Here is an 18697-nt window from a genome sequence, read left to right as displayed (position 1 = left end):
GTCCATCTTCCGGTGCCCGGCCGGTCAGCCGGGCGCTCCGGTGCCGTTCACTTGGCGGGCGCGACAGCGCGAGACGGGGCCGGGGAGCACCACTCCCGGCCCCGCCCGTCCGCACCTGTCGGCGAACGTCTGCTGTGCGGCCCGGCCTACCGCTTCACCTTCCGCGTGGCCCGCAGCCACTCCTTGTTCATGCCGGTGATGGACATGAGCGGGATGCCCTTGGGGCAGGCGGTGGCGCACTCACCGGTGAGCGTGCATCCCCCGAAGCCCTCCTCGTCCATCTGCGCCACCATGTCGAGCACCCGCGTCTCCCGCTCGGGAGCACCCTGCGGCAGCACGTTGAGATGGTTGATCTTGGCGGACGTGAACAGCATCGCCGCCCCGTTCGGGCACGCGGCGACACACGCCCCGCACCCGATGCACTCGGCGTGCTCGAAGGCGAAGTCGGCGTCCGGCTTCGGCACCGGCGTGGCGTGCGCTTCGGGAGCCGCGCCGGTCGGTGCGGTGATGTACCCACCGGCCTGGATGATCCGGTCGAACGCGGACCGGTCGACGACCAGATCCTTGATCACCGGGAACGCCGACGCCCGCCACGGCTCGATGTCGATCGTGTCGCCGTCCCTGAACGACCGCATGTGCAGCTGACACGTGGTCGTCCGCTCGGGCCCGTGCGCATCGCCGTTGATCACGAGCGAGCACGCTCCGCAGATGCCCTCACGGCAGTCGTGGTCGAAGGCGACCGGGTCCTCGCCCTTGAGGATGAGCTCCTCGTTGAGGGTGTCGAGCATCTCCAGGAAGGACATGTCGGAGGAGATCCCGTCCACCTCGTACGTGGACATGGCGCCGTCGGCGTCGGCGTTCTTCTGCCGCCAGACGCGCAAGGTGAGCTTCATGCGTAGCTCCGCTGGGTGGGGTGGACGTACTCGAAGGCCAGGTCTTCCCTGTGCAGGGTCGGCGCCTCGCCGGTGCCGGTGAACTCCCAGGCGGCCGCGTAGGCGAACTCGTCGTCCCTGCGGGCCGCTTCGCCGTCCGGTGTCTGCGACTCCTCGCGGAAGTGGCCGCCGCAGGACTCGCCGCGGTGCAGCGCGTCGAGGCACATGAGCTCGGCGAGCTCCAGGTAGTCGACGACGCGGTTGGCCTTCTCCAGCGACTGGTTGAACTCCTCGCCGGTGCCCGGCACCTTGATGCGCCGCCAGAACTCCTCGCGGATCTGCGGGATACGTTCCAGGGCCTTGCGCAGGCCGCTGTCGGTGCGGGCCATGCCGCAGAACTCCCACATCAGCTCGCCCACCTCGCGGTGGAAGGAGTCGGGCGTGCGGTCGCCGTCGACGGACAGGAGCAGGTTGAGCCGGTCCTCCGTCTCCGCCAACACCTCCTGTACGACGGGGTGTTCGTCGGTGACGGCCTCGTGGTGCGGGTTGCGGGCGAGGTAGTCGTTGATGGTGGCGGGCAGCACGAAGTAGCCGTCGGCCAGGCCCTGCATCAGCGCGGAGGCGCCGAGGCGGTTGGCGCCGTGGTCGGAGAAGTTGGCCTCGCCGATCGCGAAGAGACCCGGGATGGTGGTCTGCAGGTCGTAGTCCACCCACAGCCCGCCCATCGTGTAGTGCACGGCCGGGTAGATCCGCATCGGCACCTCGTACGGATCCTCGTCGGTGATCCGCTGGTACATGTCGAAGAGGTTGCCGTACTTGGCCTCGACGGCCTTGCGGCCCATGCGCTCGATGGCGTCGGCGAAGTCGAGGTAGACGCCCTGCCCGCCGGGCCCGACGCCCCGCCCCTCGTCGCAGACGTTCTTCGCGGCGCGGGAGGCGATGTCGCGCGGGACCAGGTTGCCGAAGGACGGGTAGATGCGCTCCAGGTAGTAGTCGCGCTCGTCCTCGGGGATCTTGTTCGCGGGACGGTCGTCGCCCTGGGCCTTCGGCACCCAGATCCGGCCGTCGTTGCGCAGCGACTCGCTCATCAGCGTCAGCTTGGACTGGTGGTCGCCGGTGCGCGGGATGCACGTCGGGTGGATCTGCGTGAAGCAGGGGTTGGCGAAGTAGGCGCCGCGCCGGTGGGCCCGCCAGATGGCGGTGGCGTTGGAGTTCATGGCGTTCGTCGACAGGTAGAAGACGTTGCCGTAGCCGCCGCTGGCGAGGACGACCGCGTCGGCGAAATACGTGTCGATCCTGCCGGTGATGAGGTCCCGGGCCACGATGCCGCGTGCCCGCCCGTCGACGACGATCAGGTCGAGCATCTCGGTGCGCGGGTGCATCTCGATGTTCCCCGCGGCGATCTGCCTGCTGAGGGCCTGGTAGGCGCCGAGCAGGAGCTGCTGGCCCGTCTGGCCGCGGGCGTAGAAGGTCCGGGACACCTGGACGCCGCCGAAGGATCGGGTGTCGAGCAGACCGCCGTACTCGCGGGCGAACGGCACGCCCTGCGCCACACACTGGTCGATGATCTCCACCGAGATCTGCGCGAGCCGGTGCACGTTCGACTCCCGGGCCCGGAAGTCGCCGCCCTTGACGGTGTCGTAGAACAGCCGGTGAATGGAGTCGCCGTCGTTGCGGTAGTTCTTCGCGGCGTTGATGCCGCCCTGCGCGGCGATCGAGTGGGCGCGGCGCGGGGAGTCCTGGTAGCAGAACTGGACGACGTGGTAGCCCTGTTCGGCGAGCGTGGCGCCCGCGGAGCCGCCGGCCAGCCCCGTCCCCACCACGATCACCGTGTGCTTGCGCCGGTTGGCGGGGTTGACCAGCCTGGCCTCGAAACGGCGCTTGTCCCAGCGCTCGTTGACAGGGCCGGAGGGGGCCTTGGTGTCGACGACCGGTTCGCCGGTCGCGTAGTTCACGTATTCAGCGGTCATGTCAGCTCACCACTCCGGTCATGACGCCCACGGGCACGGCGATGAAGCCGGCCGTGAGCAGCAGTGCGAGGACGCCTGCGACGGTCTTCAGTGCGCGGTCGCGGGTGCGGCTGCCGGCGCCGAGGGTCTGGGCGGCGCTCCAGAAGCCGTGCCGGATGTGCAGGCCGAGGGCGAGCATCGCGACGATGTAGATGACGTTGCCGTACCAGGTGGAGAAGGTGTCCACGACGTTCTGGTACGGGTGGCCCTCCTGGAAGCCGCCGGAGTGCACGGTGCCGGTCGTCAGGTCCAGGACGTGCCAGACGATGAACAGGCCGAGGATGATGCCGCCCCAGCGCATGGTGCGGGTGGCGTAGGAGGCCCGCGGCTTCCTGTGCACGTACTTGCTGGGGCGGGCCTTGATGTCGCGGCGGCTGAGCTGGTACGCCGAGACCGCGTGGGCGACGACGGCGACGACCAGCACGACGCGGATCAGCCAGAGCGTCCACTCGTAGTGCATGAACGGCTCGCCGACCGTGCGCAGCCAGTGGCCGTACGCGTTGAACTCGCCCGCGCCGAAGTAGATCTTCAGGTTGCCGATCATGTGGGCGACCAGGTACAGCAGCATGATCAGCCCGCTGACCGCCATCACGGTCTTCTTGCCGACGGTGGAGTCCCACACCGTGCGTGCCATGGACGGCCGTCGATCCGTCCGCGTTGCCAGAGCCATGCACAGGACGCTAGAGCCGAATGACCCCATCGGTCCAAGACATGGTCCGGCTCGTTTCGATAGGTGCTGGCTATGCTGGCTGGATGCAGTTCCAGCAGCTCCAGTACTTCGTGGCGGTCGCCGAGACCCGGCACTTCACCCGGGCCGCCGACCTGGTGCATGTCGCGCAGCCGTCGCTGTCGCAGCAGATCAAGGCGCTGGAGCGGGAGTTGGGCGCGGACCTGTTCCTGCGGGCGCGCGGCAACATCACGCTGACGGACGCCGGAGAGGCCCTGCTCCCGCTGGCCCGGCGCATCCTGGCCGACGCGGACACCGCACGGCACGAGGTGCAGGAGCTGGTGCAGCTGCGCCAGGGCCGGGTCCGTCTCGGCGCGACCCCGAGCCTGTGCACGGGCCTGCTCCCGGACGTGCTGCGCGCCTTCCACGACCGCTATCCCGGCATCCAGCTGCTGATCGAGGAGGGCGGCTCGCACGACCTCGTACGGGAGCTGGCGCGCGGCGCCCTCGACCTCGCCCTGGTCGTCCTGCCCCTGCCGACCCCGTCCCCGGCGCTGACCACGGTGGAGCTGCTGCGCGAGGACCTGGTGGTGGTCTCCTCACCCGAGGCGTCCCGCCCAGGCGGCGACCGGCGCACCGTGCGCATCGCCGACCTGGAGGGCGAACGCCTGGTGATGTTCCGGCACGGCTACGACCTGCGCGAGCTGACGGTGGCCGCCTGCCGTGCCGAGGGCTTCGAGCCGGACTTCGCGGTGGAGGGCGGGGAGATGGACGCGGTGCTGGGGTTCGTCCGGGCAGGGCTCGGCGTGGCCGTCGTACCGCGCATGGTGGCGGCACGCTCCGGCCGGGGGCTACGGGTCACCCCGCTGGCCCGGCCGGGGCTGCACCGGACGATCGCGCTGGCCCACCGCAGCGATGTGGCTCCGCCGCGGGCCGCGCGGGAGCTCCAGCGGATGCTGCTGGAGCGGTGAACGGCCCGCACGCGAACGGCCCTGCTCCCGGCACGGTCAGCGGCGGCGGTAATGGCGCCAGACGTACGTCCCGATGGCGACGCCGACCACGAGGGCGACCGCTCCCCGCCAGGGCAAGGTGGCCACGACCGACAGGAACACGAGGCCGAGGCAGCCGCCCCGCACGGTCGAGCGCGGCAGCAGGGGGTCGTGGCGGGCGGACGGGGTGGAGGCGAAGGCCCGAGGCGGCGGCGCCTCGACACGTTCCGTCCATACCGGCCGGTGTGGCGCCGAGGCGCCGGGGTCGACCCTGCGCGGCGGCTGCGGGGTACGGGCGGCAGGGCTCCGGCGTGCCGTGGGCCGCGGGGCGGGAGCCGCCGGGCCCCGGTCCAGCCGCGTCGGCGGGTGAGCGGACGCGGAGCGGGGCGGGGTGGGTGCGGTACTGGTGCGGGCGGGTGCGCCCGGCGCTTGCGGGCCGGGGCCTGCGTGCAGGGGCGGCGCAGGCGGTACGGCGGGTGTGTCGTCGCCCAGTTCGGCCAGCCGTCGGCCCACCTCCTGCGCGGTCTGCGGGCGGTCCTCCGGATCCTTGGCGAGCAGCGCGAGTATCAGCCGGCTCCAGGCGTCCGGGACGTCCGCGTGTGGTCCGCGAGGCGGAGCGGGCCGTTCGCTCAGATGCTTCTGCATCAGCGTGAACGCGCTGGGCGCCTCGAACGGCGGGCGTCCCGCGACCAGTTCATAGAGCACGCAGCCGAGCGAGTAGAGATCACTGCGTCCGTCGGCCGGCCGCTTCGGGTCCGCCGTGATCTGTTCGGGCGACATGTAGGCGGGTGTGCCCACCGTCGCGCCGGTGGCGGTCAGCACGGTCGATGTGCCGGTGTCGTCGAGGAGCCGGGCGATGCCGAAGTCCAGCACCTTGACGTCGCGCTCGCCCGCCGCGCCTTCGGTCACCATCACGTTCGCCGGTTTCATGTCCCGGTGCACCACCCCGGAGGCATGGGCCGTCGCGAGCGCCCGGCACATCTGCCTCCCCCAACGGCTCACGTCGTGCAGCGAGAACCGCTCCCCGCCCCGGACCAGTTCGTCCAGCGGGTGGCCGTGCAGCAGCTCCATCACGAGGTACGGCAGCTCCGGGCCGCCGCCCCGGCGTGCCGTGCCGAGTTCGTGCACCGTGACGATGTGCGGGCTCGACAGCCCCGCCAGCACCTGCGCCTCCTGGACGAACCGCGCCACGAGTTTCGGGTCGCGGACCTGCCCGAGACCGGTGATGAGTTTGACGGCCACGTCCCGGCGCAGTCGCTCGTCCCGGGAGTGCCACACCTCCCCCATCCCTCCGGCGCCGATCCGGTGGGTCAGTAGATAACGCCCGTCCAGCAATTGCTCTGCCATCGGCCCCCTCCACCGGTCAGCTGCGCGCATGATGGCGTGATCGCGGGCGGGGGCGCAAAGAGGCAGCTCAGATGACTCGTACGCTTACCGCCTGGACGCCTGTTTGACCGACCTTCCGTTCGATACGCCGGACTCAGCCGGTGGCGTCCACCAGTGCCAGTTCGTGCAGCCGCTCCGGTGGGCCCGGGCGGGCGTAGTACCAGCCCTGGGCCGTGTCGCAGCCGAGGATGCGCAGCTGTTCGGCCTGTGCGCCCGTTTCCACGCCCTCCACCGTCACCGTCAGGTTCAGGCTGTGGGCGAGCGAAACGATCCCCTCGACGATCTTCAGGTCGACGGGGTCGGCCGGGAACTGCTGCATGCTCTGGGTGAAGGAGCGGTCCAGCTTGAGGATGCTCACCGGCAGCCGGCGCAGGTTGGCGAGGTTGGAGTAGCCGGTGCCGAAGTCGTCCAGGGCGATGTCGACGCCCATCTCGGCCAGACGGCGCAGGGGCTTGAGCAGGTCGTCGTCGGCACCGATGAGGGCCGACTCCGTGACCTCCAGGCAGAGCGCGTCCGGTGCCACGCCCGCGCGCTCCAGGATGTCCACCGTGTCCTGGACCAGCCCGGGATGGGTGAGCTGGCACGGCGAGAGGTTGACGTTGATACGGAGCGGGCCCGCGTCGTCGTAGCGTTCTCGCCACTCGCGCGCCTGGCGCACCGACTGCTCCAGGACCCAGCGGCCGAGCGGAACGATCAGCCCCGTGTGCTCGGCGAGCGGGATGAACCGGTCCGGGCCGAGGATGCCGTGCTGCGGGTGCAGCCAGCGCACCAGGGCCTCGGCGCCGCGCACGCTGCCGTCGCCGAGGTGGACCAGCGGCTGGTACTCGATGAAGAACTCGCCCCGGTCCAGAGCCGTCGGCAACGCCGTGGTCAGCCCGTGCCGGGTGATGGCGCGGGCGTCGGCCTCCTCGTCGGCCAGCTCGAAGCGGTTGCCGCCCGCCGACTTGGCCCGGTACATGGTGATGTCCGCGCTGCGCAGGACCTCCGCCGGACTGCGCTCCCCGGCCGGGCCCTCGACGATGCCGATGCTGCCGCGTACCGTCAGCTCCCGGCCGTCGACACTGATCGGGGCGATCAGCGCGTTCATGATCCGGGCGGCCAGCTCGTCGACCTCGCGCTCGGTGTCGGAGCCGGTGGTCAGCGCCACGAACTCGTCGCCGCCCAGCCGCGCGACCATCTCGCCGGGCGCGGTGGCACAGGACTGCAGGCGGTCGGCGACCTCGACGAGCAGCCGGTCGCCGGCCGCGTGGCCGAGGCTGTCGTTGACGGTCTTGAAGCCGTCCAGGTCGAGGTAGCAGAGGCCGAACCGCTGGCCTTCCCCGGCGCCCAGTGCCTTCTCCAGGCGCTCGAAGAAGAAGGTGCGGTTGGGCAGGCCGGTCAGCGCGTCGTGCGTGGCCTCGTAGCGCAGCCGCAGGTTGAGCAGACGCCGCTCGGTGGTGTCCTCCATCAGGGCCAGCTGGTACTGCGGGTTGCCGTCGGGGTCGCGCAGCAGGGAGACCGTGAGGTTGGTCCACAGGACCGTTCCGTCAGGGCGGTAGAAGGCCTTTTCGAGGTGGTAGTGCTCGCGGTCGCCGCGTACGAGTTCGTCGTAGAGCTTCCAGGTCTGCGGGGCGTCCTCGGGGTGGGTCCACTCCTTGACCTTGCGGTTGCGGATCGCCTGCTCGGAGACCCCGAACATGCGCAGCAGGGCGCCGTTGACCTGGAGGATGTTGCCCTGCAGGTCGGCGATGCCGATTCCTATGGCGGCGCCCTCGAACACCGCGCGGAAGCGGGCCTCGGTGGCGTGCAGCGCCTGCGCGACCACGCCCTGCGCCTTGAGGGCGGCCGAGGAGATCGCCTCCTGCTCGGCCAGCGTCCGCTCACGCAGCGCCTGGGCGAACCCGGCGGCCATGGCGTGCTGGAGCCGCGAGGAGCGTGCCCGCTGGTCCTCCTGGTCGCCGTCGGTGCCGCAGTACAGCACGAGGTAGGCGTCCACGCAGTCCAGCGAGCGACTCAGCGCCTCGGGGTCGGTGCAGTGCGCGGCGACGAGCGCGGCGCCGACCGCCTTGCCCGCGTCCGCGTCGAAGGTCCTGGCCCTGAGCGCCTCACTCAACCGCCGGGCCAGCGGCAGCAGTTGCTCCTCGAACTCCGGCCGGGTCGACGACGTCGAGGTCACCGGGAAGACGGCCCGGCTCCAGATCGTCGCGAACCGGCGCAGTCTGTCCTCCGGCCCGTCCGACCCCGCGCTCACGCCGTACGCCCCACGCCTGCGAACCCGGAGAAGGCATACGGGTCCTCGTCCTCCGGTGCTGTGTCCGGCCGCCAGTGCGGCATCGGCACCAGGCCCGGTTCCACCATGTCGTACCCCTCGAAGAACCGCGCGATCCCCTCGCGCGAACGCATGATCAGCGGGTTGCGAATGTCCTTGTACACGTCGACCGTGCCCTTGGCCCGCTCCTCGGGCAGCGGGATTCCCTCGTACGAGGCATGCGTGAGCACCAGCAGACTGCCGGGCGCGAGCGCGTCGCGCAGCTGGGCCACCGCCTCGTACGGGTCGTCCTCGTCCTCCACGAAGTGCAGTATGGCAACGAGCAGCAGTGCCACTGGCCGGTTCAGGTCGATGAGGCTCTCGACCGCGGAACTCCCCAGGATCTCCTGCGGCTTGCGCAGGTCCGCCGCGACGACGTCCGTGTCGTCGTTGCCCGCCAGGACCGCCTGGCTGTGCGCCACCGCCACCGGGTCGTGGTCGACGTACACCACATGCGCGCCGGGACTGGCCGTCTGGGCCACCTCGTGGACGTTGCCGAACGTCGGGATGCCGGAGCCTATGTCCAGGAACTGGGTGATGCCCTCGTCGACCGCGAAGCGCACCGCGCGGCGCATGAACGCCCGGTTGGCCTGCATGATCTTGGGGAGTCCCGGCATGAAGTCCATGGCCTTGCGGGCCGCTTCCCGGTCGACCTCGAAGTTGTGCGAACCGCCCAGGTAGTAGTCGTAGATTCGCGAGACACTGGGCACCGAGATGTCGATGCTCCGTGGGGCCCAGGCGGGACGCTCCATCTATCTCTCCAAGGCGTAGGCGATCCGGTGTTCGAGCTGAGGCTACTGATCGCCCGCCAAAGGAGCGAGCGGAAACGGAAATTGACCATCCGTTCCCGGTCACTGCCAGCGGCACGTGCCTGTTTGATGCCCCGTGCACCCTCCGTCAAAAGCATCCGAAGCATTCCACAGAGCTGCGAACCATGGCGAAAGAGCACGAAGAATCGTGGTGAATGACGACAAACCGGTCCGCCCCCTGAGCGTGGAGCTTCAGGGGGCGGACCGGTGAGCCGGACGCGAGGTGATCAACCCTGGGGAGGTGTGATCCTTTACTGCTACGACGCGCCGACCGGCTTGCCGTCGGGGCGAATGGCGAACCAAGTGCCGCCGACGCCCTGACCGTTGGTGTCGCCGGGCTTCTTGTCACCGGCGAAGGTGTAGATCGGCACACAGTCGATGGTCTGCTGCTTCAGCCCGTCGGGCCGGTCGAAGACCACGTAACCCTGCCCCCTGGGACCGGACCCCTTCAGATCGATGCCCTTGGTGTCCTTGGCGTCGACCGGCTCGATGACCGGCCACTTCTCCAGACACTCGCCGGTGCACGCCGTCTTCATCGGCCAGGGCGAGTCCTTCATGAAGCGGTAGACCGTGTGGCCGTTCTTGTCGATGACGATCTCGCCGAGCTTGGGGTCCTTGCGGGTCGACAGCCCCGGCAGGTCGGCCGCCTCGGCCCCGCTCCCGCCCTGCGCCTTCTTGCCGTCGGGGGCCAGCGCGTACCAAGTGCCGCCCACACCCTGACCGTTGACATCGCCGGCGTTGGCGTCCTTCGCGAAGCGGTACGCCGGCCAGCCGTCGACCGTCAGCTGCTCGGTGCCGTCGGAGCGGGTGACCACGCCCAGCAGCTCCTTGTCGATACCGGAACCGGCCGTGGCGTCGTCCGCGGGGACCGGCGGCCACTTCTTCGCGCAGTCGCCGTCGCAGTTGGACTTGGCCGGGTCCGCGGTGTCCTTGTCGAAGCGGTAGAGAGTCAGACCGGCGCTGTCGGTCAGCACCTCGCCAAGTTCCTGATTGGTGGAAATGGACAGCTCACCGGCGGACGCGGCCTGTGTGGCGGCGCTCTCCTGGCCCGCCGCACCGGGGTCGTAACCGGATCCGTTCCCAAGGCCGGTACCGGCGTTTCCGTAACCACCGGCCGCGGCCGTGGCACCCACGTTCTGGCTGCTCGCCGGCGGCGCGGTTTCCGAGCCGCATGCCGTCGTCAGCGCCGCCACCGCTACGGCGCTCACCACGAGCGAGGCGCTCCGCCACGAGGTCTTCATCTTCAACTCCCCATAATCACAAGGGTGTTGCAGCGCCCTGCTGCGCCGCCGCACGACCAGAGGTACGCACGAAAGCACCGGTCGTGTTCAACCGGCGCACAAATTTCTTTCGGAGAGCTGTGACCACTCCCGCATCACACCTGTGAAACGCCGGCCTCTTCCCCCCATCCCCCTGGCACCGCCCGGCCCGCGTCGCACACGCGTACGTCTCGGCGGTCACACCTGCGCCCGCCGATCAAACCTTTCGAGGGCCTTGGGTCGCCCGTTCGGGGCAATCCGCCCGCGCTCGGGCCCGTTAAAGCGCGCTCTGGCCTCAAGATCTTCGTCGTGTATGGACTCGAACCGACCCAATCCACCCTCACGGCAAGGGTGTTGACGGTGGTGGCGCTCACCTGGCTCCTGGTGGCGACACCGGCCGGTGTGGCGGCGGCCGACGTCTGCGCGTACGCCGACACCGGCCCGGACGGCGCGACGGCGGTGGCGGTCGTCGGAACCTTCACCTGGCCGACGCCCCCGCAGTGCCCGGCCCCTACGCCCACGCCGACCCCCACTCCAACTCCGACGCCCACGCCGACGCCGACGCCGACGCCGACGCCGGACCCCGCGCCCACGCCACCTCCGAAGACCACGCCCACACCGACACCCGAGCCCCCGCCCCCACCACCGCCCCCGCCTCTCCCACCCGGCAGCGCCCGCTCCCCGGCCCGCCCCACCTCGCGCGCAGCCCGCCCCCGCGCCGACACCCACGCCTACTCCGCGGCCCACGCCGAAGCCGTCGGTCAAGCCCACCCCGAGTCCGTCCATGGCCCCGGTGCACTACCCGCCCTACCGCGCCACCCCGCACCGGCGGCCGGCGCGCGACGCCCCGTCACCCCTCACCTTCGTCCTGCTCATCGCGGCGCCCGCGATCATCGCCGTCGCCGCACTGCGTGCGCGTTGACCCTGGAGGCTTCTGTTGCCCGAATGGCTTGTTCTCACCCTCGCCATGCTGGCCGCCTGTTCCGTGGTGGTCATCATCACCCTGCTACGGCACCGCACGGCCCCCGAGGACGAGGATCCCTCCGAGACCCCGGACGTCATCGAGTACATGACGATGTGGATCGGTGTGGTGTACGCCATCGTCCTGGGCCTGGCCATCGCCGGCGTGTGGGAGGGCCGCAGCGCCGCCGAGGACCACGTCCAGGCGGAGGCCGTGGCGCTGCACGAGATCTCGGAACGCGTCCGGGTCTATCCGGCCGATGTCCGTGACCGCATTCGAGGCGATGTCAACGCCTATGTCGGACACGTCGTCAGCACCGAGTGGAAGACGATGAGCGAGGAAGGTCGGGTCACCGAACGCGGCACCGAGCTCCTGCAGCGCGTCCGCGAGGACGTCACCGACTACCGGCCGAGGTCGGACTTCGAGGCGCAGGCCTACCAGCCGCTCGTCGACCAGGTGACCGCCGCCGACCAGGCGCGCAACGCCCGTGCGAGCTCGACCGGGGAGACCATGCCGGGCGTGGTGTGGTTCGGGCTGATCGCCGGCGGCGTCGTCACCATCGGGATGGTGTTCGCCCTGCAGATCCGGCGCACACCCCGCGAACTGATCCTCGCCGGGCTGTTCTCCGCGCTGATCGCCTTCCTCCTCTTCCTCATCTGGGACTTCGACTCTCCGTACAGTCGCGGTGTCACGGCGTCGGCGGAGCCGTTCCTCGACCTCTTCCCGCACATCAAGGGCTGACGGACCCTCACCCGACGGACCGCCGGGGGACGCGGGCGGAGACGGCGCCGGCACTCGAAGCGAGGCAGCCACGCCGCTCCCGTCCCCCGATCGCGGGAACGCCGTCCCCTGAGCGGCCCAACGCCCTTGCCCCATTCGTACGACAGCGATCGCGCGGGTGTGCGCGCTTTTCTAGCGTTCCGATCATCGAGGTGCATTTCCGGCGCAAGCGGAACAGGTCCGCGGCTGCTCCTCGGGGACCCGGAGGAAACACCATGCGCGCGATACGCATCGCTTCGGCCGTACTGCTGGGCGTCAGCGCCCTCGCCATGACCGCCCCCGCCGCTCAGGCGAGCGGCGACGCCTCAGGTTTCTGGGTCAACGTGCTGCCCGCCACCGTCGCGCCCGGTGGGGAGGTCAAGCTGCGCGCGACCGGCTGCGACCAGAGCGTCGCCGTCTCCTCGGGGGTCTTCGACACGGTCACCATCCCCAGGGGGCGGACGACGGCCAGGGCCACGGTCGACTGGGACGCCAGACCGGGGGCCGTGTACGAGGTGTCGTTCTACTGCGGCACCTTCTGGCAGAGCGTCGACCTCACCATCGGCGGCGGCCGGCCCGCACCGGTGCACCCGCACCCGCACCCCCACCCCCACCCCCACCCGCAGCGAGGCGTGCAGGCCGGTGAGGGCGGCAGCCTGGCCGGGCTGGACCTGAAGGAGATCGGCCTGGGCGCCGCGCTCATCGCGGCCTCGCTCGGGACGGCGTACCACCTCTCCCGGCGCCCCACCGGCGAGGACGACACCTGACGCCATCCCCCTCCGCACAGGCCTTCGCCCCGGATCCCCTCGACGGGGGCCGGGGCGAAGGCCTGTGAACGTGCGGCATGTCTGCGAAGGGCAACAGCTCAGACCCGCTTCTCCGCCCGGCGGCGCATCCAGAACACGCCGCCACCGACGACGGCCGCGGCAATGAGCCCACCTCCGATGGCCATGTCGGTCGGCGTCGCGCCCGTGGAGCTGCTGCCGCCCAGACCGCCACGGACGCCACCGATGACGGTGAAGGCGTTCGGGTTGGTCAGGGGCCGGCCGGCGCCGATGCAGGTGACCGTGATGCTGTGCGCACCCGGCCGCGCGTGTCTGTCGATGGTCGCGGTGCCCTTGGCCGTGCTGCCGCCGACCGGGGTCAACTGCGTGGGCCGGAACGCATCCGAGGTCGCGGTGCCGCCCTGTGGGCAGCCGTCGACGGTGATGGTCAGCTGTCCGCCGCGGGCGATGACACTGGGCAGGGCGACGATATTGCTCGGGCCGATCATGCCGTCCCGAGCGGCGGCCGCCGGGGCGGCGAGTCCGAGAGCGGCGACCGCGGTGGCCGCGGCCGCCAGGGCACGAGTAGTTCGCATGTGATCCTCCGCGGAAGGCGCCCCGGGAACCGTCCCCGGTCGATCGGCGAGAAAGCACCTCCCAGAAAGACCCTCAGATGCCGTGCCCCGGGCCGCATTTCGGCGATGGTCCGTCCTGGTGAGAGGACATGCCGACCATTGAGCCCACAATCGGATATTGCCGCAGGTCACGGACCGTCAGAATTTTCCTGTCGGCGGCAACTCGGATGGCGCACCGAACGGTGTCGGGCCACCCGTTCGTATCCGCCCCGTCGCCGGTTGCGCGCGCGGGACTTAGCGTTCTCGTATGCGCGGATGACGTGGCGACGGCCGCGTCGAGAGGGGAAGTCGAATGTCTGCGTCCGAACTGGCCGAACTGGCCGAAGAGGAGGAGCGCCGTAAGAAGCGCGCTCCTTGGGGCGTGATAGCGCTTGTTCTGCTCACCGGCCTCGCCCTCATTCGCAATGGTTCGGGGGAGTTCGACGTGGGGCCGCCGCAGCCCGCGACGGCGGCCGCGGCGGACAGCCGGGTGCCCGCCGCCATCGCCGCCGGGGCCGTGCGGCCGCTGCCGTACGCGCTGCCGGACCGGGTCCGGATCCCCGGGATCCAGGTCGACGCACCGGTGATCCCGGTCGGTCTGGACATGGACGGCTGGGTCGGCGCGCCGCCGCCCGAGGATCCGAACCTGGCGGGTTGGTTCACCGGCTCCGTCTCCCCCGGCGAAAAGGGCACCGCGGTGGTCGTCGGCCATGTCGACAACAATCAGGGCCCCGCCGTGTTCTACGGTCTCGGAGGCCTGCAGAAAGGGAATCGCGTCGAGATCATCCGCCAGGACGGAAAGACGGCCGTTTTCGAGGTCTACGGCATCGAGGTGTTCCAGAAGAACGATTTTCCCGGCGACCGGGTCTACGGATCCAAGGGGACCCCCGAATTGCGGGTCATCACCTGCGGCGGCGGTTTCTCCAAACAGAACGGATATGACGGGAACGTCGTCGCTTTCGCCAGCCTGGTCGAGGTCCGCTGAGTTTTCCTCGGCCGGGCCGGCGAGAGCCGTCAGCGGTATTTCCGTTCGGGAACGGTGACGAAATAGCCGGAGTCCAGCAGCCGCGGCAGATAGGCGCGCAGGGCACGGACACTCTGGGAGCGGTCGCCCCCGGCGTCGTGCGAGAGCACCACGACGCCGGGGGCGGCGCCGTGCTGCACCCGGTCGATGATTCGGTGGGTGCCGGGGGCCATCCAGTCGAGGGTGTCGACGGTCCAGGCCAGCGGTTCCATGCCCAGGTCGGCGCCGAGTTGGAAGGTGGCGCGGTTCCAGGCTCCGTAGGGCGCTCGGAACCAGGCGGGGCGTTCGCCGTACGTCTCCTCGACGACGTCGCAGGTGCGCTCCATCTCGGCGCGGATCCGGCCGCGGCTGAGGCGGGTGAGGAGGGGGTGGGACCAGGTGTGGTTGCCGACGACATGGCCCTCGTCGGCCATCCGCGCCACGAGGTCCTTGTTGTCGGCGACCATCTCGCCGCACACGAAGAACATCGCGCGGACGTCGTACTCGCGCAGGGTGTCCAGGATGTGCGGGGTGTAGCGGGGGTCGGGTCCGTCGTCGAAGGTCAGCACCATGGTGCGGCCCCGTCCGGCCACGCGCAGGAACGGCGCCCGCCGTACGAGAACGCGTCGGGGCGCCGCGCGTGGCGGGCCGTACCCCGTCAGGGGCTCGAGGCGGTAGGCGGAGGGCTTGAGCGCGCGGTGCGCCTGAGGGCCAGGGGCCGGGACGGCGGGCGGGACCGGCTCCTCGCCCATGACCGTCGCGAACAGTCCGGCGGCACCGGCGGCTCCGACGGCGGCGGCACCGGCGAGCAGCGCGCGGCGTCGCGTGAGCGGACGTGTGAGCGACTGATCCTTCGTCATGAATCATCAGTCGCCCGGCGAGAGACCGACGCACCACGTCGGCACCGGGACGGCGGCAGGAAAACGCCCGGCCGGACCAGCCCCGGTTGCGTCGACCGCAGGCCAGGCCTATGAGGCCGGGTCAGCGGCGGCGCACCAAGGGGAACGGCAGGGTCTCACGGATCGTCAGGCCGGTGAGGAACATGACCAGTCGGTCGACGCCGATGCCGAGGCCGCCGGTGGGCGGCATGGCGTACTCGAGGGCGTCGAGGAACTCCTCGTCGAGTTCCATCGCCTCCAGGTCCCCGCCGGCGGCGAGCAGGGACTGGGCGGTGAGGCGGCGGCGCTGTTCGACGGGGTCGGTGAGCTCGGAGTAGGCGGTGCCGAGTTCGGTGCCGAAGGCGACGAGGTCCCAGCGCTCGGCGAGTCTCGGGTCCTTGCGGTGCTGGCGGGTGAGCGGGGAGACATCGGTCGGGAAGTCCTTGTAGAAGGTGGGCAGCTGGGTCTTCTCCTCGACGAGCCGCTCGTACATCTCCAGGACGATGTCGCCATGGCCGTCGTCGGCCGTGTACGGCACGCCCGCGCGGTCGCAGTACCGGTGCAGCCTGAGCAGCTCCGTGTCGGGGTCGATTGCCTCCCCGAGCGCCTCGGAGATCGCGCCGTACACCGTCTTGACCGGCCACTGACCGGAGATGTCGTACTCGTTGCCGTCCTTGCGGGCCAGCGGCGAGCCGAAGGCGGCGGTCGCGGCGCCCTGGATCAGCTCGCGGACGAGGTCGAGCATCTCGTCGTAGTCGGCGTACGCCTGGTAGGCCTCCAGCATCGTGAACTCGGGGTTGTGCTTGTAGTCGGCGCCCTCGTTGCGGAAGGTGCGGCCCATCTCGAAGACCTTCTCCAGGCCGCCCACGCACAGCCGTTTCAGGTACAGCTCGGGGGCGATGCGCAGATAGAGGTCGAGGTCGTAGGCGTTGATGTGGGTGGTGAAGGGGCGGGCGTTGGCGCCGCCGTGGATCTGCTGGAGCACGGGCGTCTCGACCTCGACGTAGCCGCGCTGCAGCAGGCCCTGGCGCAGCGCCTGGACGGCGGTGGAGCGGGCGCGGACCACGTCGCGGGCGGCGGGGCTGGAGACCAGGTCGAGATAGCGCATGCGCACCTTGGCCTCGGGGTCGGCCAGGCCCCGGCGCTTGTCGGGCAGCGGGCGCAAACACTTGCCGACGAGCTGCCAGGAGGTGACGAAGACGGTGGGTTCGCCCTTGTCGCTGACGCCGGCCAGGCCGGTGGCGGTGATGAGGTCGCCGATGTCGGTGTCGGCGGTGAAGCGGTCGAGGTCGGCTCCGGTGTCCCCGCGGGTGAGGGCGAGTTGGTGGTCGCCGGACCAGTCGCGCAGCACGACGAAGACGATGCCGCCGAAGTCGCGCACAAGCATGATCCGCCCCGCGACGGTGACCTGCTCGCCCGCGCGGACGTCGGCGAGGGCGTGGGTGCGGGCCGCGATGCCCACCGGATACGGATCGGTGCCCTCGGCGCGCAGCCGGTGGAGCGTGTGGTGCCGGATGCGGACCTGCTCGGGCAGGCCCGCATCCGGCCCGGCCGCCCCGGCCTCGTCCCCTCCGTCGAGGCCGAGTGCCGCCAGCGAGGGCAGTCCTTCGGTGGTCGCGGGGCGCGGTCCGTTTCGCGGGTGCCCTTTTCTGCGGAGTTTGTGCAGCGACGGTACGGAGACGAATCCCTCGGCGATGCCGGACGCCATGCCGATGCGGGCGAGGGAGGCGGCCTCGCCGTAGCAGAGGAAGCGGGGGAACCACTGGGGCCGGTACTTGGCGTTGGAGCGGTAGAGGGCCTCCAGTTGCCACCACTTGGAGAAGAACAGCAGCAGGCGTCGCCACAGCCGCAGCACGGGTCCGGCGCCGATGCGGGCGCCCTCCTCGAAGACCGAGCGGAACACGGCGAAGTTCAGGGAGATCCTGCAGATGCCCGTCTTCGGCGCCATCGCGCACAGCTCGGCGACCATGAACTCCATGACGCCGTTGGGGGCGCCGCGGTCACGGCGCATCAGGTCCAGGGAGATGCCGTCCCTGCCCCAGGGCACGAAGGAGAGCAGGGCGAGCAGCTCGCCGTCCTCGCCGAGGGCTTCCACGAGGAGACAGTCGCCGTCGGCCGGGTCGCCGAGGCGGTCGAGGGCCATGGAGAAGCCGCGTTCGGTCTCGGTGTCGCGCCAGTGGTCGGCCTTGTCGATCACCTCCTCCATCTCCGTCTCGGTGAGGGTGCGGTGGCGGCGGATGCGGCAGTGGGCGCCGGTGCGGCGGACCCGGTGGACGGCCTGCCGGGTGACCCGCATGTCGCGGCCGTCGAGGTCGAAGTCCGGCACGTTCACGATCGCCTCGTCGCCGAGTTGGAGGGCGCCGAGCCCGGCGCGCGCGTAGGCCCGGGCCCCGTCCTCGGAGGCGCCCATCGCGGCGGGCACCCAGGCGTGCCGGCGGGCCGCGTCCAGCCAGCCGGCGATGGCGTGCGGCCAGGCCTCCCGGTCGCCGACCGGGTCCCCGCTGGCGAGGCACACGCCGGCCTCGACGCGGTAGGTGACGGCGGCCTTGCCGCTGGGCGAGAAGACGACGGCCTTGTCGCGCCGGGTGGCGAAGTAGCCGAGGGAGTCCTGGTCGCCGTAGGCCTTGAGGAGGGCCCGGATACGGGCCTCCTCGTCGTCGTGCAGGGCGGCCTCCATGCGCTGCGAACGGAACAGCGTCGCGGCGGCGTTCAGGAGGGCGAGCGCGCCGAAGAGGCCGAGCAGGAAGTACAGGGGGCGGGACGGCCGTCCGTCGTAGGAGGCGCCGGAGACGAGGCCGCCGCAGACCCGGTCGGCGGCCCAGGCCAGCCGCTGGCCGCGCGGCAGTGTGCCGGGGAACAGCTCGACCAGCCCCCAGCCGACGAGGATCCCCACGACGAGCCCGGCGACCAGGACGCCGAGGGCTCTTCGTACGGCGGCGCGGCGGGAGGCGGCGTAGAACTCCCCCCGGGCGACGATCAGCAGGGCCAGGGCGAGGCCGCAGACGACGAGGGACGGCACGGAGTCGGCGTAGTCGCCGAGGGCCGTGCCGAGGAGGTCGGACAGGACGAGCAGGCCCAGGTAGACAACGACCAGCCACCAGGCGATCTTCTTGCGGGCGGCCGTCGCGGCGGCGAGCAGGAAGAGGAACACCGCGTAGGCGAGGTTGGCGCTGACGGGGACGATGATCTGGTCGAGGGCGTCCACGACCGGGCGGAGCCCGATGCGCAGCGGTGGGATCAGGGCCAGCAGGACGCACAGCAGTCCGAGGGCGCCGAAGAAGGTCGCGAAACCCTCCGGCACCCTGCTCAGGAGGCCTTTCCCGGGCGACCGTATCCGGCCCGTGGTGTCCTTGTCCGGGACGGCCCCCACGGTGGCACTCATGTTCCGACTGTAGGAAGCCCCCGGCGTCCTCGCCCGTCGAGCGCCCTGCCCTGCGGCC

The 18697-nt window shown here is 70.8% G+C and carries 15 protein-coding genes; 5 read left to right on the top strand and 10 right to left on the bottom strand.

Going from position 1 to position 18697, the window contains the following annotated elements; all coding sequences use genetic code 11:
- Window positions 1-146 precede the first annotated feature (146 nt).
- The 3 genes from AB5J49_RS42825 to AB5J49_RS42815 are packed head-to-tail and all read right to left on the bottom strand — an operon-like array spanning window position 147 to window position 3515.
- Window positions 147-893, bottom strand: coding sequence for a succinate dehydrogenase/fumarate reductase iron-sulfur subunit (locus AB5J49_RS42825; protein WP_369174280.1), 747 nt, complete (start codon window positions 891-893; stop codon window positions 147-149).
- Window positions 890-2842, bottom strand: coding sequence for a fumarate reductase/succinate dehydrogenase flavoprotein subunit (locus AB5J49_RS42820; RefSeq protein WP_369174279.1), 1953 nt, complete (start codon window positions 2840-2842; stop codon window positions 890-892). Before AB5J49_RS42820 ends, AB5J49_RS42825 begins: the two co-directional genes overlap by 4 nt.
- A 1-nt stretch (window position 2843) precedes the next feature.
- Window positions 2844-3515 carry a succinate dehydrogenase gene (locus AB5J49_RS42815; RefSeq protein WP_369175442.1) on the bottom strand — a complete coding sequence of 224 codons (672 nt, stop codon included), beginning with the start codon at window positions 3513-3515 and terminating at the stop codon, window positions 2844-2846.
- 119 nt (window positions 3516-3634) lie between these two features.
- On the opposite strand from AB5J49_RS42815, the gene AB5J49_RS42810 reads away from it, so the two are divergent.
- Window positions 3635-4519 (top strand): LysR family transcriptional regulator, encoded by an 885-nt coding sequence (locus AB5J49_RS42810; protein ID WP_369174278.1) that lies wholly within the window; start codon window positions 3635-3637, stop codon window positions 4517-4519.
- Window positions 4520-4555: 36 nt separating this feature from the next.
- On the opposite strand, the gene AB5J49_RS42805 is transcribed toward AB5J49_RS42810, so the two are convergent.
- The 4 genes from AB5J49_RS42805 to AB5J49_RS42790 form a co-directional block, all read right to left on the bottom strand.
- Window positions 4556-5884, bottom strand: coding sequence for a protein kinase (locus tag AB5J49_RS42805; RefSeq protein WP_369174277.1), 1329 nt, complete (start codon window positions 5882-5884; stop codon window positions 4556-4558).
- A 133-nt stretch (window positions 5885-6017) separates the two neighbouring features.
- A complete protein-coding gene (locus AB5J49_RS42800) occupies window positions 6018-8153 on the bottom strand; it encodes a putative bifunctional diguanylate cyclase/phosphodiesterase (protein WP_369174276.1) in 2136 nt (711 codons plus the stop codon).
- Window positions 8150-8962 carry an SAM-dependent methyltransferase gene (locus AB5J49_RS42795; protein ID WP_369174275.1) on the bottom strand — a complete coding sequence of 271 codons (813 nt, stop codon included), beginning with the start codon at window positions 8960-8962 and terminating at the stop codon, window positions 8150-8152. Before AB5J49_RS42795 ends, AB5J49_RS42800 begins: the two co-directional genes overlap by 4 nt.
- Window positions 8963-9276: 314 nt before the next feature.
- On the bottom strand, window positions 9277-10260 hold the full coding sequence (locus AB5J49_RS42790) for an SCO0930 family lipoprotein (protein ID WP_369174274.1): 984 nt from the start codon (window positions 10258-10260) through the stop codon (window positions 9277-9279).
- An 802-nt stretch (window positions 10261-11062) separates the two neighbouring features.
- Between AB5J49_RS42790 and AB5J49_RS42785 the strand changes: the two genes are divergently transcribed.
- The 3 genes from AB5J49_RS42785 (at window position 11063) to AB5J49_RS42775 (ending at window position 12765) form a co-directional block, all read left to right on the top strand.
- Window positions 11063-11200 carry a hypothetical protein gene (locus tag AB5J49_RS42785; protein WP_369174273.1) on the top strand — a complete coding sequence of 46 codons (138 nt, stop codon included), beginning with the start codon at window positions 11063-11065 and terminating at the stop codon, window positions 11198-11200.
- Window positions 11201-11215: 15 nt separating this feature from the next.
- The gene (locus AB5J49_RS42780) at window positions 11216-11980 is read left to right on the top strand and encodes a hypothetical protein (RefSeq protein WP_369174272.1); all 765 of its coding nucleotides are present in this window, start codon (window positions 11216-11218) and stop codon (window positions 11978-11980) included.
- A 254-nt stretch (window positions 11981-12234) separates the two neighbouring features.
- Entirely contained in the window at window positions 12235-12765 is a 531-nt protein-coding gene (locus tag AB5J49_RS42775) for a hypothetical protein (protein WP_369174271.1), read from the top strand.
- A gap of 98 nt (window positions 12766-12863) precedes the next feature.
- Here the strand turns inward: AB5J49_RS42775 and AB5J49_RS42770 are convergent, their stop codons facing one another.
- Window positions 12864-13358, bottom strand: a complete 495-nt coding sequence (locus AB5J49_RS42770; RefSeq protein WP_369174270.1) for a hypothetical protein — start codon at window positions 13356-13358, stop codon at window positions 12864-12866.
- A gap of 331 nt (window positions 13359-13689) precedes the next feature.
- Between AB5J49_RS42770 and AB5J49_RS42765 the strand changes: the two genes are divergently transcribed.
- Window positions 13690-14361, top strand: a complete 672-nt coding sequence (locus AB5J49_RS42765; protein ID WP_369174269.1) for a class F sortase — start codon at window positions 13690-13692, stop codon at window positions 14359-14361.
- 29 nt (window positions 14362-14390) lie between these two features.
- On the opposite strand, the gene AB5J49_RS42760 is transcribed toward AB5J49_RS42765, so the two are convergent.
- Window positions 14391-15239 (bottom strand): polysaccharide deacetylase family protein, encoded by an 849-nt coding sequence (locus tag AB5J49_RS42760; protein WP_369174268.1) that lies wholly within the window; start codon window positions 15237-15239, stop codon window positions 14391-14393.
- Window positions 15240-15360: 121 nt separating this feature from the next.
- A complete protein-coding gene (gene lysX, locus AB5J49_RS42755) occupies window positions 15361-18639 on the bottom strand; it encodes a bifunctional lysylphosphatidylglycerol synthetase/lysine--tRNA ligase LysX (RefSeq protein ID WP_369174267.1) in 3279 nt (1092 codons plus the stop codon).
- Between the last annotated feature and the right edge of the window lie 58 nt (window positions 18640-18697).

The sequence above is a fragment of the Streptomyces sp. R28 genome (assembly GCF_041052385.1).
Classification (GTDB): Bacteria; Actinomycetota; Actinomycetes; order Streptomycetales; family Streptomycetaceae; genus Streptomyces.
Note: the sequence above shows the minus strand (reverse complement) of the source record. Positions and strands in the feature narration are given on the sequence as shown.